Annotated in this window: 16 protein-coding genes; 14 read left to right on the forward strand and 2 right to left on the reverse strand. The window is 52.2% G+C overall.

Annotation, left to right across the window (positions count from 1 at the left end; genetic code table 11):
- Positions 1-23 precede the first annotated feature (23 nt).
- From pstC to pstB (NST23_RS02780), 3 genes are read left to right on the forward strand one after another with little or no spacing between them, the layout of a single operon-like run.
- The gene (gene pstC / locus NST23_RS02770; RefSeq protein ID WP_122966589.1) at positions 24-971 is read left to right on the forward strand and encodes a phosphate ABC transporter permease subunit PstC; all 948 of its coding nucleotides are present in this window, start codon (positions 24-26) and stop codon (positions 969-971) included.
- Positions 972-1,862 (forward strand): phosphate ABC transporter permease PstA, encoded by an 891-nt coding sequence (gene pstA / locus NST23_RS02775; RefSeq protein WP_340963074.1) that lies wholly within the window; start codon positions 972-974, stop codon positions 1,860-1,862. It abuts the gene before it with no gap.
- Between the two features lie 15 nt (positions 1,863-1,877).
- A complete protein-coding gene (gene pstB / locus NST23_RS02780) occupies positions 1,878-2,651 on the forward strand; it encodes a phosphate ABC transporter ATP-binding protein PstB (protein ID WP_063229446.1) in 774 nt (257 codons plus the stop codon).
- A gap of 296 nt (positions 2,652-2,947) precedes the next feature.
- On the opposite strand, the gene NST23_RS02785 is transcribed toward pstB (NST23_RS02780), so the two are convergent.
- Positions 2,948-4,975: a methyl-accepting chemotaxis protein gene (locus NST23_RS02785; protein WP_173598099.1), complete on the reverse strand. Its 2,028-nt coding sequence runs from the start codon at positions 4,973-4,975 to the stop codon at positions 2,948-2,950.
- Positions 4,976-5,186: 211 nt separating this feature from the next.
- Between NST23_RS02785 and pstB (NST23_RS02790) the strand changes: the two genes are divergently transcribed.
- The 6 genes from pstB (NST23_RS02790) (at position 5,187) to NST23_RS02815 (ending at position 10,516) form a co-directional block, all read left to right on the forward strand.
- On the forward strand, positions 5,187-5,939 hold the full coding sequence (gene pstB / locus NST23_RS02790) for a phosphate ABC transporter ATP-binding protein PstB (protein WP_122966586.1): 753 nt from the start codon (positions 5,187-5,189) through the stop codon (positions 5,937-5,939).
- A gap of 76 nt (positions 5,940-6,015) precedes the next feature.
- Positions 6,016-7,302, forward strand: coding sequence for an arsenic transporter (locus NST23_RS02795; RefSeq protein ID WP_340963075.1), 1,287 nt, complete (start codon positions 6,016-6,018; stop codon positions 7,300-7,302).
- 160 nt (positions 7,303-7,462) lie between these two features.
- Positions 7,463-7,855, forward strand: coding sequence for a hypothetical protein (locus tag NST23_RS02800; RefSeq protein ID WP_063229449.1), 393 nt, complete (start codon positions 7,463-7,465; stop codon positions 7,853-7,855).
- Between the two features lie 6 nt (positions 7,856-7,861).
- Positions 7,862-8,461 (forward strand): gluconate 2-dehydrogenase subunit 3 family protein, encoded by a 600-nt coding sequence (locus NST23_RS02805; protein ID WP_340963077.1) that lies wholly within the window; start codon positions 7,862-7,864, stop codon positions 8,459-8,461.
- Positions 8,451-10,088, forward strand: a complete 1,638-nt coding sequence (locus NST23_RS02810; RefSeq protein ID WP_281869294.1) for a GMC family oxidoreductase — start codon at positions 8,451-8,453, stop codon at positions 10,086-10,088. Before NST23_RS02805 ends, NST23_RS02810 begins: the two co-directional genes overlap by 11 nt.
- 95 nt (positions 10,089-10,183) lie before the next feature.
- Positions 10,184-10,516, forward strand: a complete 333-nt coding sequence (locus NST23_RS02815) for an ArsR/SmtB family transcription factor (RefSeq protein ID WP_063229451.1) — start codon at positions 10,184-10,186, stop codon at positions 10,514-10,516.
- Between the two features lie 21 nt (positions 10,517-10,537).
- On the opposite strand, the gene NST23_RS02820 is transcribed toward NST23_RS02815, so the two are convergent.
- Positions 10,538-10,789, reverse strand: coding sequence for a glutaredoxin family protein (locus NST23_RS02820; RefSeq protein WP_122966583.1), 252 nt, complete (start codon positions 10,787-10,789; stop codon positions 10,538-10,540).
- A 217-nt stretch (positions 10,790-11,006) separates the two neighbouring features.
- Here NST23_RS02820 and NST23_RS02825 point away from each other — a divergent pair, with 217 nt between their 5' ends.
- The 5 genes from NST23_RS02825 (at position 11,007) to NST23_RS02845 (ending at position 15,256) form a co-directional block, all read left to right on the forward strand.
- Positions 11,007-11,174 carry a gamma-type small acid-soluble spore protein gene (locus tag NST23_RS02825; RefSeq protein WP_063229453.1) on the forward strand — a complete coding sequence of 56 codons (168 nt, stop codon included), beginning with the start codon at positions 11,007-11,009 and terminating at the stop codon, positions 11,172-11,174.
- 115 nt (positions 11,175-11,289) lie between these two features.
- The gene (acpS, locus tag NST23_RS02830; RefSeq protein ID WP_173599861.1) at positions 11,290-11,676 is read left to right on the forward strand and encodes a holo-ACP synthase; all 387 of its coding nucleotides are present in this window, start codon (positions 11,290-11,292) and stop codon (positions 11,674-11,676) included.
- Between the two features lie 242 nt (positions 11,677-11,918).
- Entirely contained in the window at positions 11,919-12,956 is a 1,038-nt protein-coding gene (locus tag NST23_RS02835) for an outer membrane lipoprotein-sorting protein (RefSeq protein ID WP_122966581.1), read from the forward strand.
- A 198-nt stretch (positions 12,957-13,154) separates the two neighbouring features.
- A complete protein-coding gene (locus NST23_RS02840) occupies positions 13,155-14,594 on the forward strand; it encodes a hypothetical protein (protein ID WP_173599860.1) in 1,440 nt (479 codons plus the stop codon).
- Between the two features lie 221 nt (positions 14,595-14,815).
- Complete coding sequence (locus NST23_RS02845) at positions 14,816-15,256, forward strand: hypothetical protein (RefSeq protein WP_122966579.1); 441 nt, start codon at positions 14,816-14,818, stop codon at positions 15,254-15,256.

Consider the following 15,256-nt stretch of genomic DNA (forward strand, 5'->3'; position numbering starts at 1 on the left):
GTTTTCTTTCTAGGAGGGAGAACATGAACCATCGTATTGAAGGGGTAGGGACAAATCGCCAATCACTGATTGCGCGAAAAATGCTGACATACAATAAACGCCAATTTACAGAGAATATGACCGGGCGAACAATCGCCATGGTATGTGCGGCTTTGCTGGTCATCGTCGTCTTGTCGATTACGTACTTCATCGCTTCCAAAGGGTTGTCCACCTTTTTTGTTGACGGTGTCAGTATCAGTGAATTTTTGACTCAGGTGAAATGGGACCCAGAGGGCGAGCCTGCACTCTACGGTGTGTTTCCTTTCATCCTCGGATCGTTTTTGGTAACGGCTCTCGCTGCATTGATCGCGGCACCGCTCGGAATTGGCGCAGCGATTTTCATGACGGAAATATTCCCGGGCTTCGGGAAAAAAGTGTTGAAACCAGTTATTGAGCTTTTGGTTGGGATTCCATCCGTTGTATACGGATATGTAGGTCTTACTTTATTGGTTCCGTTTATTCGCGAACAGTTCGATGTGTTGGGCTTCAGTCTGTTGGCTGGGGGACTCGTACTCGCTTTGATGATTTTGCCTACGATCACCAGTGTGGCGACAGATGCGATCGAGGCTGTGCCTCAAGATTTGCGGAACGCATCGCTTGCTCTGGGTGCGACGCGTTGGCAGACGATTTGGAATGTCGTGCTGCATTCTTCCCTGCCGGGTTGCTTGACGGCGGTCGTATTGGGGATGGCGCGCGCATTTGGCGAAGCGCTTGCGGTACAAATGGTGATCGGTAACACGACGAAGCTTCCAGGCAGCTTGCTTGATCCAATCAGCACGCTGACGAGCGGAATTACGCTTAACATGGGAAATACGATTCAGGGAACGCCTTACAACAATGCGCTCTGGTCCATGGCTCTTCTGCTGCTTCTGATGTCGTTCGTTTTCATTATGATCTTGCGCTTTTTGGGCAGAAAAAGGCTGGTGAAGTAAATGAGAGCGAGATTGATGGACCGTATTGCGACTGTTGTGCTGACTCTGATTGCCGCTCTGATTATCGGTACGCTTATCGGCTTGCTCGGCTTCATTTTGACGCAAGGCTGGCATAAGCTGAACCTGGACTTTTTGACTTCTCCGCCTGATATCGTCAACGCAGGAGGCGGGATCGGACCGCAACTGTTCAACTCGTTTTACTTGCTGGTTCTGACCATGCTGATTGCTTTGCCGTTTGGCATCGGAGCAGGAATTTATATGGCTGAATATGCGCCGGATAACAAGTTCACACAGTTTATCCGCATGAGTATAGAAGTGCTTTCTTCGTTGCCGTCTATCGTTGTTGGTCTGTTTGGCTTGCTCGTCTTCGTAAACATGACGGGCTGGGGGTATACCTTGTTCTCCGGTGCCCTGGCTTTGACCGTCTTCAACCTTCCGTTGCTCGTACGCGTAACAGAGGATGCGCTGCGCAACGTGCCGCGCAGTCAAAAAGAAGCAAGCCTGGCGCTTGGCATCACCAAATGGCGGACGATCGTTTCCGTCATTCTTCCGGCCGCGCTCCCGGGCATTCTCACCGGGGCGATCCTCGCTTCCGGCCGCGTTTTCGGGGAAGCGGCTGCGCTTTTGTTTACGGCAGGGATGTCTTCGCCGAACCTGAACTTTGCTGATTTCTCCTTGAACAGTCCGACCTCTCCGCTGAATCCGTTCCGCCCGGCTGAAACATTGGCCGTGCATATTTGGAAAGTAAACAGCGAGGGGCTGACGCCAGACGCCCGCGATGTGGCAGACGGTGCGGCAGCTGTTCTGATCATTGCTGTGTTGCTCTTTAACCTCTCGGCCCGTTGGTTTGGTACTTGGGTATACAAAAAGATGACTTCAGGGTCCAACTAAGGAGAGATGACGGGGATGTCCATACTCACCATGCAGGATACGATTATTTCAACAAACAATGTCTCGGTTTATTACGGCGAGAAGCAAGCCGTCAAAAATATCTCGATGGAAGTCGAGCGCAACTCGGTGACGGCTTTTATCGGGCCGTCCGGCTGTGGAAAATCGACGCTTTTGCGCAGCCTGAACAGGATGAACGACCTCGTTCCTTCGTGCCGCGTGACAGGCTCGATTGTCGTGGATGGAATCAACATCAACAGTGAGGAAGTCAACATCGAGAGCTTGCGCCAGGTCGTCGGAATGGTGTTCCAGAGGGCCAACCCTTTTTTCAAATCGATCTATGAAAATATCGCGTTCGCCCCGCGTTTTCACGGATTGACGGATCGTCGCAAGCTGGACGAATTGGTGGAGACGAGCTTGCGCAAAGCGGCTTTGTGGGACGAAGTAAAAGACCGTCTGCGCGATTCCGCCCTGTCTCTGTCAGGCGGACAGCAGCAGCGTCTGTGCATCGCACGCGCCATTGCCATGCAGCCGACCATTTTGCTGCTGGATGAGCCGGCTTCTGCGCTCGACCCGATTTCTACGATGAAAATCGAAGAGTTGGTCATGCAACTGAAGGAAGAATACACAATTGTGATCGTGACGCACAACTTGCACCAGGCGGCGCGCATCTCGGATAAGACGGCATTCTTTTTGCTCGGCGAACTGGTCGAGATGGATGAAACGGGAAAAATTTTCACCTCGCCAGAAAACGACAAGACAGAAGCGTACATCAGCGGTCGCTTTGGCTGAATCGCGAAGGAAAAGGAAAAGGCTCTCCTGGCAGCAAGCTTGCGCAGGAGGGCCTTTTCTTGTACAGTCTCGGGGCAAGGGCAAGGGCAAGGGCAAGGGCAAGGGCAAGGGCAAGGGCAAGGGCAAGGGCAAGGGCAAGGGCAAGGGCAAGGGCAAGGGCAAAGACAAGGACAACGCCGGAGCCGGAGCCAGAGCCACGGCCACGAAATGCAGCATGACTCCCCAAGCATTGATGATGACTGCTGCGCCGTGCGACGAGTCCGCTAGACAGCAAAACAAGCAACAAAAAAAGCCTTCTATGCAGAAGGCTTTTCTACTGCCCGGAAAAACCGGATTTCGTGCTCCAAATCTTCTACGATGCCAGCCAGTCGCTCTGAATCGTGCAGGAACTGCTCAGACAGCGAGAGACTTTCCTGATTGGCGGCGACGGCTTGCTGGGTGCCGGCAACCACTTCCTGAGCGGAATCCGCGAGGCTGTCGACGCGCCGGAAAATGACCTGGCTTTGACTGGAGATCGTTTCGGCCAACTGCCTGATCGCTTCAAACTGCGTCGTCAAAACTTCGCTGATCGAGATCGTCTGCTGGAAAATATCTGTCGCCTGATGCAATGTGTGAATCCCGTCGACGGTCGCGTGATCGGTAGTTGCCAGACAAGCCTCTACGCGCTCCATCCGGTTCTCGCCGGACGTGATGACGTGTTGGATGCGAGTGGTGGCCTCCTCGGTTTGCTCCGACAACAGGCGGATTTCGTCAGCCACGATGCCGAAGCCGAGTCCAGCCTGACCAGCTCGCGATGCTTCAATCCGGGCGTTGAAAGACAACAGTCTGGTGCGCTGCGAGATGGAGGAAATCCAGCCGAGAATGTCCCGAATGTCATCCATGCTTTCTCGCATCGAACCCATCGCCTGAAGGGATGCTTTCATATCCGTCGAGATTTTTTGCATGTTGTCTTTTAACAGGGCGATTGAGGTTGCGGCTTTGGCGCTTTGTTCACGCGATTTCTGATTTTGCATGATCGCTGTTTCCATCGATTGGGTGACGCGGCCCAACTCTTGCGTGATGTCCGCCATAGTTTGGTGAATATCATCGATTTGGGCTTGCTGGTTGTCCATTTCCAGGGCGAGCCGCTCCGTGACGGAGACGACCTCTGTCTGCATGGCGTGGGAGTGGCGCGAGCCTGTTCCGACATGCTCGGCCACCTGTTTGACATCGGAAATGACGTACTGGATTTTGCCGATGATCGTTCTGATCTGTCCGCTCATCCGGTTGAAGCTGTCGGCGAGCTGTCTGATTTCATCATTGGTTTGGACGTGCATCGTCTGGAACAAGTCGCCTTCGCTGAAAGCCGTCATTTTTTGCTGGACTTCTTTGACGGGCTTGATAATTTTGCGAACGTACAAATAGAGCAGCAAAGCCAGTGAAATCAGACCGACGAGCGAGACGACCAGAATCGTCAGTTGCAAGCGGCGGACCTCCTGCTTGACCTCTGATACGGATTGAACGACGATCATTCCCCATTTGAGCGCCGGGTCGAACTTGTAGGCGGCGAACGCATCCATGCCGTTTATATGGAACGAATCAAAGCCTGACTTGCCTGCGATCACATTGGAGACGACGGGCAGCTCCGTGAGCAGGGGGCGCTGCAAGGCGTACGTTTTATCCGGGTGAGCGAGCAGCTTCCCTTGCTGATCGACAATCATTGCGTACCCGGTGTTTCCCAGCTTGATTTGTCCAATCGACTCGCTGAGCTTTGGCACGGAGACGAACGCTACGACTACCCCGACAGGTTCTTCCTCGTCGTTGCGCAAAGCCATCGACACGGCGATTTTGGGAAACTCGGTTGCGGAAAATTGAAACACGTCCGAAACAAAAGCGGTTGGCTTGTCCCACGCTCCTTTGTACCAGTCTGCTGCTCGCGGATCATAAGAGCTGTCCAGCGGGGAGCCTGGGAAGGTCAAGTAACGCCCATCTGCTGTAACGACCTGAATTTCCGAAATCGTCGGATTGCTGTTAACCATGTCGGTAAAGATGCCGAAGCTCTGACTGTTTGTGATTTTGCTGTTTTTGTAAGTAGAAGCATAGGAGGAAAGAGCGGTGATGATTGACTGTACGCGGCTGTTCACTTCCTGCAAGGCAGACCCGGATGCATCGAAGAGCTGCTGCTTCGTTTTTTCATTGAGTGTGCTTTCCGATTGATAACTGATAAAGAATGCGGCAATGGCCATCATGCTGACTACCATAGTCAAAATCCCGAAAAACAATCTGGTAAAAATCGATCGGTAATGAAACGACGCGTTGCCCAATATACGTTTTTTTCTCGGCATTACATGCTCTCCCCTTATTCGACAAAACGTTCAGCTTTATTGTAGGGTGTACTATTGGGGGCGTATATGGTTTGCAAGAAACATTTACCATAACTTTACCTAGCTTTAAAACTTTATGGAAACTTAATATAGTCCTCATCAAAGCATAACATTGGCGAGCTATAGTGGTTGAGTAATCAGATGCTACAACCGCGAAGGAGCGAAGGAAAGCATGAGTGTTATTTCGGTAAGAGAGTTAAATCTCTTCTACGGTAACAAACAAGCCCTCTATCATATAAATCTTGATGTTGAGCCAAATTCCATTACAGCTTTGATCGGGCCGTCCGGCTGCGGGAAGTCTACGTTTTTGCGTACGTTGAACCGGATGAACGACTCTGTTCCGAACACCAAAATCACCGGGGTTGTAAAGGTGTTTGATGAAGACATTTACAGTTCCAGCGTGGAAGTCGAGCGGTTGCGTAAAAATATCGGAATGGTGTTCCAGCATCCGAATCCGTTTCCGAAAAGCATTTACGACAATGTCACCTACGGACCGAGACTTCACGGCATGATGGATCGCCACAAGCTCGACGAGATCGTGGAGAACAGTCTCAAGGCCGCTGCTTTGTGGGACGAAGTCAAGGACGTGTTGAAAAAGCCTGCTACCGGACTGTCTGGCGGACAACAGCAACGTCTCTGTATTGCACGCGCGCTGGCTGTCCAGCCGCAAGTCATTTTGATGGATGAGCCTACTTCTGCGCTGGACCCGATCTCCACGGCGAAAATCGAGGAGCTGCTGGAAGAGCTGAAAGATACGTATACGATCGTCATCGTGACGCATAACATGCAGCAAGCAGCGCGAATTTCTGACAAAACGGCGTTCTTCCTCAACGGGGAGCTTGTGGAATTTGACCAGACGCCAACGATTTTCCAAAACCCGCGCGACAAACGGACAGAGGACTACATTACTGGCCGTTTCGGATAAAGCAAGTTTGTAGTAAGGTAGAGGAGCGGACCGATTGCGGGTTCGCTCTTTTTGGCGTGGAGGGGAGACATACGCGGTGGTCTGGATTTCATTGTTGATTTTTATCGTTACGCTGACATTGGTTATTTGGCAGCCAAAAGGTTTGTCGATCGGCTATCCGGCGGTAGGGGGAGCTGTGTTGGCTCTTGTGACAGGGGTAGTGTCACTCGCTGATGTGGCGGAAGTGACGTCGATCGTCTGGAATGCCACGTTTGCCCTGGTTGGCATTATCATCATTTCGCTCATTTTGGATGAGATCGGCTTTTTTGAATGGGCCGCCCTGCATATGGCGCGATTGGCAAAAGGAAATGGCCGCTTGATGTTCACCTACGTCATTTTGCTCGGGACGCTGGTGTCTGCTTTGTTTACGAATGACGGAACAGCGCTGATCCTGACGCCGATCGTACTCGCCCAGGTTCGCGCACTCAAGCTCGACGGCGGGATGGTTTTGGCATTTGTCATGGCGAGCGGCTTCATCGCTGATACGAGTTCCTTGCCTTTTGTGGTCAGCAACCTGGTCAACATCGTTTCCGCTGACTATTTCGACATCGGCTTTGCCGAATACGCGCTGCAAATGGTTTTGCCCACCTTGTTTTCTGTCGGCGGCAGCCTGCTGGTTTTGTTTCTGTACTATCGCAAAAGCATCCCGCGTCACGTAGATTTGTCCCAGCTTCGGCGGCCGGGAGAGGCTATTCGCGACCAGCGACTGTTTCGCCTGGCGTGGCCGATTCTCGGCGTGCTGTTGCTCGGCTTTTTTCTAAGCGAGTCGATCCATGTGCCTGTTTCGTTCATCATCGCGCTCGCCGCTCTCGTGTTTTGCCTCGTTTCGCGAAAAAGCAAGGCGATTGCCATGGGCAGGATCATGAAGGAAGCGCCGTGGGTGGTCGTCATTTTTTCCATCGGCATGTATGTGGTGGTCTGGGGGCTGCACAATGCGCAGCTTACGGATTTGGTGAAAGCGGCGCTCGTAGCGCTCATGGATTGCGGCTTGCTTGCAACCACGCTAGGCACAGGGCTGATTTCCGCCATTTTGTCTTCGATCATGAACAACTTGCCGACCGTCATGTTCAACGCTTTGGCGATTGGCAGCACGCAAGCAGAAGGCGTCTTCCGCGAAGCGATGATCTACGCCAACGTCATCGGGAGCGATCTCGGACCCAAAATAACGCCGATTGGCTCGCTCGCCACTTTGCTGTGGCTGCACGTACTGGGCCGCAAAGGCGTGAAAATTACGTGGGGTCAATATTTTCGCACAGGGGTTGTGCTGACGGTGCCGACTCTCATCATTACTTTGCTCGGGTTGTACCTGACACTGATCCTTTAAAAGAAACGGATAAAGCAAGTCTGCTGACGATTGGACCAGCAGGCTTGTTTTTTATGGACGCGAAGAGGGGTGTTTTCCGAAAATAGCTTTTTTACTCGAATAGGACAGCAGAAGCAAAGGGAAAAATAGGCGCAACATACAGCAAAAGGAGGATGTTTCCATGTGGCAGGGCTGGCCGATCGAGCGTGTGCTTATTTTGTTTGCGGGACTGTCGTTCATTTTGATTGCCGTTCAAGTCACTCTGTTTCATTCCAGACAAAACTTTCGGCATTGGGCGATGTGGGTGCCTGTGATTGAACTGCCGATTTTTGCGGTTGCCGCTATTGTGTTGTCGTTCGTGAATGCAGGATGGCTCAGGTGGGTGTTTGCCTTGATGATGTTCGTCGGCATGGGGGGAGGCGTGTACGGGGCTTATCTGCACGCCGCAGGAGTCAAACAGCGCGTAGGCGGATTTTCGCAATCGCAAAATTTTTTGGTCGGCCCTCCGGTTATTCTTCCTCTGCTCATTACGGCGATTTCTGCTTTGGGGCTATTGGCCCTGTTCTGGGGGTGAGGGCAGATGGCAAAGCACAGACGTTACCCTGCCTATGATGTGTGGGAAGAGCACGCCAATTGGGATGTTCACACGCGACAAATTGTTGGAGCCAGGAAAATGCCGCAGGTCGCCCACAGCTACTTGCTGCCTGCCGAGGCCCTTTTGCTGCAAGCGATTGTGAGTGTGCTTGTAGACGACCACAGGCTGGAGGTGCTGACTTTTGTCGTGGCGCATATCGATGAGTCGCTCGCGAGTCCCGTCGGAGAATCGCAGCGCAAGGTCGGTGTTCCGGAGAAAAAACAGCTGTATCGTCTCGGCCTGGCAGGTGTGGAAGCTGAGAGTCACGCAGAGTTCGGTTGCGAGTTTGGCGCGCTCTCCGCTGGCGATCAGGGGCAGGTGTTGAAGCGGATTTCAGGCGGCAGCGTGAAGGAGCAAGAGGCGTGGACGCATGCTGCGGCCGTCGATTTTTTCAAAAAGCTGCTGCACGATACCGTGCAAGCCTATTATTCGCACCCGCTCGTCTGGTCGGATATCGGTTACGGCGGGCCAGCTTATCCTCGCGGTTATGTGCGGGTGGAAAAAGGATTGACAGACCCATGGGAGGCGAAGGCAAATGGCGAATAACGACGAGAAGCGGCATCCCAACGAAGCGGATCGGGCACGCTCCTCCCAGGACGGCCTGGTACGAAAATACGCGGAAGAAGCAGATGTATGCATCGTCGGAGCAGGCGCGGCAGGAGGAGTGCTGGCGTACGAATTGGCGAAAGCAGGACTGCGCGTGGTCGTGCTGGAAGCAGGGCCGTTCTGGGACCCGCAGCGCGACTTTGCCAGCGACGAGTTGAGCATGCAGCGGCTTGCCTGGCAGGAGACGAGGCTGGTTGCGGGAAACGACCCTTTGCGGCTGGGTCATAACAACTCCGGGCGGGGAATCGGCGGAGGCACCGTTCATTTTACAGGGGTATTTTTACGATTTCACGAAAGCGATTTTATGACCCGGACAGCAGATGGGGTTGGGGAAGACTGGCCGATCACCTATCATGACCTGGCTCCGTATTACGACAAAATCGAGCGGGAAATTGCCGTGTCAGGCCCGCATCATTTTCCGTGGGGAGCTTTTCAGGGGCCGTATCCTTACCCGGTTCGCGAACCGATCAGCGCCAACGCCCAATTGTTCCGGGAAGGCTGCGACAAGCTGGGGATCGAAAGCGTAGTTGCCCCCCTCGCGATTTTATCGGCTCCGTTTGACGGGCGGCCGCCCTGTATCAACCGCGGCTTTTGCAACCAGGGCTGTATGCCGAATGCCAAGTACAGTGGTCTGATTCATCATATTCCAAAGGCGATCGCAGAAGGAGCGGAAGTATTGTCTGACTGCACGGTCACGGAAATATTGATGGCGGGCGACCGAGTCAGCGGAGTGTTGTTTTCCCATCAGGGGCTGATGCATCGGCAGATGGCGCGGGTCGTTATTCTCGCCGGTTTTGTTGTGGAAACGCCACGCTTGCTGTTGAACTCGGCGACATCGCGGTTCCCCCAAGGATTGGCCAATTCCAGCGGCTGGGTAGGCAAAGCGATCATGCCTCATTCAAGTCATGACGTCTACGGGCGGCTCCCGGAAGAAGTGCGCCTGTACAAAGGAACGCCAGTGCTTGCCTTGACCCAGCACTTTTATGAGACGGAGCGGGAGCGCGGCTTCGCCAGAGGGTACACGCTGAGTGCGCATGGATCAAGACCAGTCGGCATGGCGGGAGCAATCGCGACGGAGCGGGAAGACAAAACCTTTTTGTGGGGCAAACAACTGCGGGAAACGATGCTTGATTACAACATGTATGCGCGAATTACGCTGGTAGGGGAAGTGCTCCCTCATCCTGACAATGCCGTTACGCTTAGCAGGGAAAAAGATGAAAACGGGATGCCGATACCGAAAGTCACTTTCAGCTATCAGGAAAACGACCGCAAGCTGTACCAGCATGCCATCGGGCAGATGAACCGGATCATGGAAGCGATGGGCGGAAAGCCGGAGCATGTCGTCTCGGATACCGCTCATTTGATGGGGGGCTGCCGAATGGGGAATAACCCCGAGCAGTCGGTTGTGAACGAGTTTGGGCAATCTCATGACATTCCCAATCTTTTCATAGCGGGTGCTTCCACATTCGTTACATCGAGTGGCAGCAACCCGACAAACACAGTAATGGCGCTGGCTGCGCGCATAGCGGACAAGCTGATCGAAGCGATGCAGCAGCGAGATGTTTAAGAAGTGTTCAAGGAACTTTTACGTTCATATCTTCCCCATCATATAAGCCATATAGTATACTGGGAAACAGATATGCAAGGCAAAGGTGGGTTCGTATGGAAACGGATTTGATGCAGGTATTGTTTTTATCCGAAGTTTACAAGCTGCTTGGTGACAAGACGCGCTTGACGATCATGGCTCTTTTGCAAGTCCAATCACTGTGTGTCCGTGATCTCGTGGAGATTCTGCAAACTTCCCAACCCTCTGTTTCCCAGCACTTAGCTAAGCTAAAGACACATGGTTTGGTCAAAGAGCGTCGAAAGGGACCATGGGTATTTTACTCTGTTAATACAGAATGCTCTCCTGCCGTTAAGCAAATTTTGTCTCACTTGCCAGATATGTCACCGATTGTCAAACAAAAATCAGCCGATGAACCTTCGTTCGGCTGATCAGTCTTAGGAAGCGTTGGATCAGATGAGATCCAGCGCTTTTTTTAATTCTTCCTTGTCGAAGCCGTGGATGACAAACTGTTCGCCGCCTTCCTTTTCGATGAAAGTAACGGGAGTCATGCTGGCTCCGAGGTTGATGGCTTCCTGGAAAAAGGCGTCGTTTTTGCGGATATCTCTATCTTCAAAAGCGATGTTTTGGGATGTCAGCCACATTTTTTCTTCCTGGCAAGGGCCGCATGTCGTCTGGGTGTAAACAATAACGGTTTGAGCCATGTAAAACGCTCCTCTCAAGTGGTAGTCGATCACTTAATTCGCGCTTGCTTACGGATTTCCTGCGCGGTATTGCACTTATAGGATACCCCGGTTCGCTGGTGAAAACAGGACAGAAGCAATCGGAGCGAGTTTGTACGGTCTGGAAAAATTAGGATGGATATGAGCGAGGGGGGCGGTACAAATTATATTCAGTGACGTCGAGGAGGTGAATGGAACGATGCCTAAACAAAACAAGCAAGCAGGAATGAACAAAGCTAACCAAGCGGCTCAGGCGCAAAACACTGCTACTGAATTTGCTAGCGAAACAAACGTAGCGGAAGTTCGTCGTCAAAACCAACAATCCGCTCAAAAATCCGGCCAACAAGCAGGTCAAGCTACTGAGTAGTAGCTGTAGACAACAACCCTCGCATCTTGCGGGGGTTTTTTCGTTTGGCTTGCAAAAAGGGCGGAGAGGATGGTACTGTGACAGCAGAATCTACAAGCTGGGAGGGCTTTTGCCCATGATTGTCGGTATTGGCGTGGATATAGTAGAGATTGAACGAGTTGCAACATTGATCGGGCGAAGGGAAAATGCGATCAACCGTTTTCTCACCGATGAAGAAAAGCTGCTGTTGACGGGAAAATCGGCGCACAGGCAGGCGGAGATGGTGGCTGGCAGGTTCGCGGCAAAAGAAGCCGGGGCAAAAGCACTCGGGACGGGGATCGGACAGGCACTCAGCTTTCTCGATATGGCAATCACTCCGAGCGAAACGGGCAAGCCGTTGATGCAGATCAATCCGGATGTACTGACCCGACTGGGGCTGGAACCGGCGCGCATTCGTGTACACGTAAGCATTTCGCACAGTCAGACGCACGCTATGGCACAGGTGGTTGTGGAAGAGCTGTAAACTTGTCTGCATATTGGGACGAGGATGGACATACATTTATATCGCGTAGATCAGGAGGGACTACCTGCTCTGACACAGGAAGGGTAAGTCTTCAGCCGATCAAGCGATATCGCGTCCTTTGTACCCCGTACAGCTTTTTGACACGATGAGCGCTGCAAGAGGCGAAAGACTGACAGATTTCCCAGGAAATAGACAGGGGTGCCCTTCTTTGTCGAAAAAGTTGACAAGGAGGAGTTCATTGAATGAAAAGGGCAGCTTTACCACTGGTGTTATTGTTGGTCTTTACGTTGATGCTCGGCGGTTGCTTCGGTCAGAAAACACCAGAAGATGTGGTGAGTGACCTGAACGGAGCACTGGGGAAAATGAGCGGATACAAGTCTCAGGCGGTTTTGACTATGCAGACGGGCTCTACACCTATGGAGTATGACGTCCAGGTCTGGTATGAGAAGCCCACGAATTATCGGGTGGCGCTCACCTCCAAGCAGCGTGGAATTACCCAGATCATTCTGCGCAATAACGAAGGAGTTTTTGTCCTGACTCCGCACCTGAACAAAAGCTTCCGCTTCCAGAGCGGTTGGCCGGAGAACAATGGCCCACTCTATTTGTATGAGACGCTGGCGAAGAGCATTATTGACGATGCGGAGCGTCAAATGAAGATGGAGGAAAAGCAGTACGTCTTTGAAGTGAAAGCAAACTACAGCGGCAATCGCTCGCTCACCAAGCAAAAGATTTGGCTGACAGAAGACTTCAAGCCAACTCATGCGGAGATTATGGATTCGAGCATGAAGCCACTGGTGCGAATCGACTTTACCGAATTTTCGTTCAACCCTACCTTTGACAAGGATGCGTTTGACAGAGATCGCAACATGAGCACAAGCTCTTTGCCAGCAATTCCAACGATGGCAGGCGCAAACGGACAGGTCGCCAAGCTTCCGAACAGCCAGTTCGGTGTGATCGTGCCGACTTACGTGCCTGAGGGAGTCAAGCAGGGCGATATCGAGCCAGTGACGCGTGATGGCGTGCGGACAGTCATCCTCAACTACAAAGGGGCGTATAACTACAAGCTGATCGAAGCCCGTCCGACAGAAGCTTCCGTATCTTATGAACAAGGCATGCCTGTCAATCTCGGCTTCACAGTCGGGGTGCTGGCACAAACGGGTGAAAAAACACGACTGCTCACTTGGGAGCTGGACGGTGTCGAATTTACAATCGCCGGAGATTTGCCAGAAGAAGAGATGGTCAATGTCGCTCAGTCGACTTACGGTCTCGGCGGGAAATAAAAATAGGGAGAGGGGACGGCTTATGACCGTCCTCTTTTTGTTGTGTCCAGACGAAGCTTTGTCTCTTACCAATCCTCCTTTACTTTCCCGCAACTTTTCCATTTTTCTCAAAAGGGAATCTAAAATAGCCTGTGTAGACTGAGCATGTACCCGGAAGAAGCGGTACATAACTACACCGAGTGAAAGGGTTGAGCAAATATGTTTAGCAAAGCAAAATTGGGAATGCTTTTGGGCACGATGGCAGCAGTTCTGAGTATTGGGAGCTTGGGCAGCGCCTTTGCAGCAGATACAACACAAACACAGGCGCAAGCGCAAAAATTGGAGAAACCGTCAGAGGTGAAATTCGCTTTCGGCGGCAAAATGAATCATCACGGCGGGGGCATCAAAGGCGTTTCCTTCAAAGAAAACACAGAGCTGCTCTCCTTGCTGAAGCTGGATGCAGACAAGCTGGCTGAAGAACTGAAAGCAGGCAAATCGCTGGCAGCAGTAGCAGAAGCGCAAGGCGTGTCGGTAGACGACCTCGTATCTTTGCTGGTTGAACAACAAGAAGCGAAGCTGAAAGAAGCCGTAACAGCAGGCAAGTTGACGCAAGAACAAGTCGACAAAATGAACGAAAACGCAGCGGAGCGCGTCAAAGAAATGGTGCAAAACACGCATCAGGACAGAGGCCCGGGCAAAGGCTTTGGTTTCGGCGGCGGATTCGACAAAAACGAAGAGTTGCTCTCCTTGCTGAAACTGGATGCAGACAAGCTGGGCGAAGAACTGAAAGCAGGCAAGTCGCTGGCAGCAGTAGCAGAAGCGCAAGGCGTGTCGGTAGACGACCTCGTATCTTTGCTGGTTGAACAACAAGAAGCGAAGCTGAAAGAAGCGGTCACAGCAGGCAAGTTGACGCAAGAACAAGCTGACAAAATGAACGAAAACGCAGCGGAGCGCGTCAAAGAAATGGTGCAAAACACGCATCAGGACAGAGGCCCGGGCAAAGGCTTTGGTTTCGGCGGCGGATTCGACAAAAACGAAGAGTTGCTCTCCTTGCTGAAACTGGATGCAGACAAGCTGGGCGAAGAACTGAAAGCAGGCAAGTCGCTGGCAGCAGTAGCAGAAGCGCAAGGCGTGTCGGTAGACGACCTCGTATCTTTGCTGGTTGAACAACAAGAAGCGAAGCTGAAAGAAGCGGTCACAGCAGGCAAGCTGACGCAAGAGCAAGCTGACAAAATGAACGAAAACGCAGCGGAGCGCGTCAAAGAAATGGTGCAAAACACGCATCAGGACAGAGGACCGGGCAAAGGCTTTGGTTTCGGCTTCGGCGGCGGATTCGACAAAAACGAAGAACTGCTCTCCTTGCTGAAACTGGATGCAGACAAGCTGGGCGAAGAACTGAAAGCAGGCAAGTCGCTGGCAGCAGTAGCAGAAGCGCAAGGCGTGTCGGTAGACGACCTCGTATCTTTGCTGGTTGAACAACAAGAAGCGAAGCTGAAAGAAGCGGTCACAGCAGGCAAGCTGACGCAAGAGCAAGCTGACAAAATGAACGAAAACGCAGCAGATCGCGTGCAAAAAATGGTGGAAGGCAGCTTCACAAAAGGGGCATTCCGAGGACACGGCGAGAAAAAGGCAGAACAGGACAAAGCGGGCGAACAATAGTCCGCAAACGAACGCACAAAAGAGCAGGCGAATCTTCTCGCCTGCTCTTTTCCGTAGCGGAGCAGTCCGCCAACAACACCGGGATAGGCCGCAGTCAGCCGCTTGGCGGCGGTAATTGCGTGCACGCATGAGGTAAAAGGACAAACCCTGAATTGACACGCACCGGGAAAACACGATACATTCAAGGTAACTTATACCGTAATGAGGTGGCATGCAGCAAGATGAAAAAATCGTCTACCGATGTATTGTACCAGGAAGAGTCGACCTACAAGGACATGCTGTTGCGCAAAAGCTGGAGCATGCGGATTGCCGAGACCATCACCTTCGTTTTGGGGATGATGATTCTCGCACAAATTTTTCCGAGGAATGACGCGACCTTCAAAGTGTTGGCTATTGCGATTGCCATAGCAGTCGTCGGTCTTGCTCCATTCCTGTACAAGTCGATTATGCGTCCTGTGTACAAGCTGACGAAGACTCACCTGATCGTCAGCATCTCCGGAAAAGAAACGAGCTATCCTTTGTCAGAAGTGGAGCAGGTTTACGAAGGCCGCCATTTCTATCGCTTGGGAGGCAAAAAAGAATCGTTGATGGTTTCCAGGCAGTTTCTCAATCAGTTGAATGAGCGCTTGAGTTACTATAATAAAGGGAACAAGAGGAGATAG

Origin of the sequence: Brevibacillus sp. FSL K6-0770, from assembly GCF_038000275.1 — a bacterium.
Taxonomy (GTDB): domain Bacteria; phylum Bacillota; class Bacilli; order Brevibacillales; family Brevibacillaceae; genus Brevibacillus; species Brevibacillus parabrevis.

Coding starts and splice junctions, on each gene's coding strand:
- NST23_RS02800 (WP_063229449.1), top strand. CDS start 7,463: ATGTGGCAGGGCTGGCCGATCGAGCGTGTGCTTATTTTGTTTGCGGGA.
- NST23_RS02840 (WP_173599860.1), top strand. CDS start 13,155: ATGTTTAGCAAAGCAAAATTGGGAATGCTTTTGGGCACGATGGCAGCA.
- NST23_RS02820 (WP_122966583.1), bottom strand. CDS start 10,789: ATGGCTCAAACCGTTATTGTTTACACCCAGACGACATGCGGCCCTTGC.
- acpS (WP_173599861.1), top strand. CDS start 11,290: ATGATTGTCGGTATTGGCGTGGATATAGTAGAGATTGAACGAGTTGCA.
- NST23_RS02810 (WP_281869294.1), top strand. CDS start 8,451: ATGGCGAATAACGACGAGAAGCGGCATCCCAACGAAGCGGATCGGGCA.
- pstB (WP_122966586.1), top strand. CDS start 5,187: ATGAGTGTTATTTCGGTAAGAGAGTTAAATCTCTTCTACGGTAACAAA.
- NST23_RS02785 (WP_173598099.1), bottom strand. CDS start 4,975: ATGCCGAGAAAAAAACGTATATTGGGCAACGCGTCGTTTCATTACCGA.
- pstC (WP_122966589.1), top strand. CDS start 24: ATGAACCATCGTATTGAAGGGGTAGGGACAAATCGCCAATCACTGATT.
- NST23_RS02815 (WP_063229451.1), top strand. CDS start 10,184: ATGGAAACGGATTTGATGCAGGTATTGTTTTTATCCGAAGTTTACAAG.
- NST23_RS02825 (WP_063229453.1), top strand. CDS start 11,007: ATGCCTAAACAAAACAAGCAAGCAGGAATGAACAAAGCTAACCAAGCG.
- pstA (WP_340963074.1), top strand. CDS start 972: ATGAGAGCGAGATTGATGGACCGTATTGCGACTGTTGTGCTGACTCTG.
- pstB (WP_063229446.1), top strand. CDS start 1,878: ATGTCCATACTCACCATGCAGGATACGATTATTTCAACAAACAATGTC.
- NST23_RS02835 (WP_122966581.1), top strand. CDS start 11,919: ATGAAAAGGGCAGCTTTACCACTGGTGTTATTGTTGGTCTTTACGTTG.
- NST23_RS02805 (WP_340963077.1), top strand. CDS start 7,862: ATGGCAAAGCACAGACGTTACCCTGCCTATGATGTGTGGGAAGAGCAC.
- NST23_RS02845 (WP_122966579.1), top strand. CDS start 14,816: ATGAAAAAATCGTCTACCGATGTATTGTACCAGGAAGAGTCGACCTAC.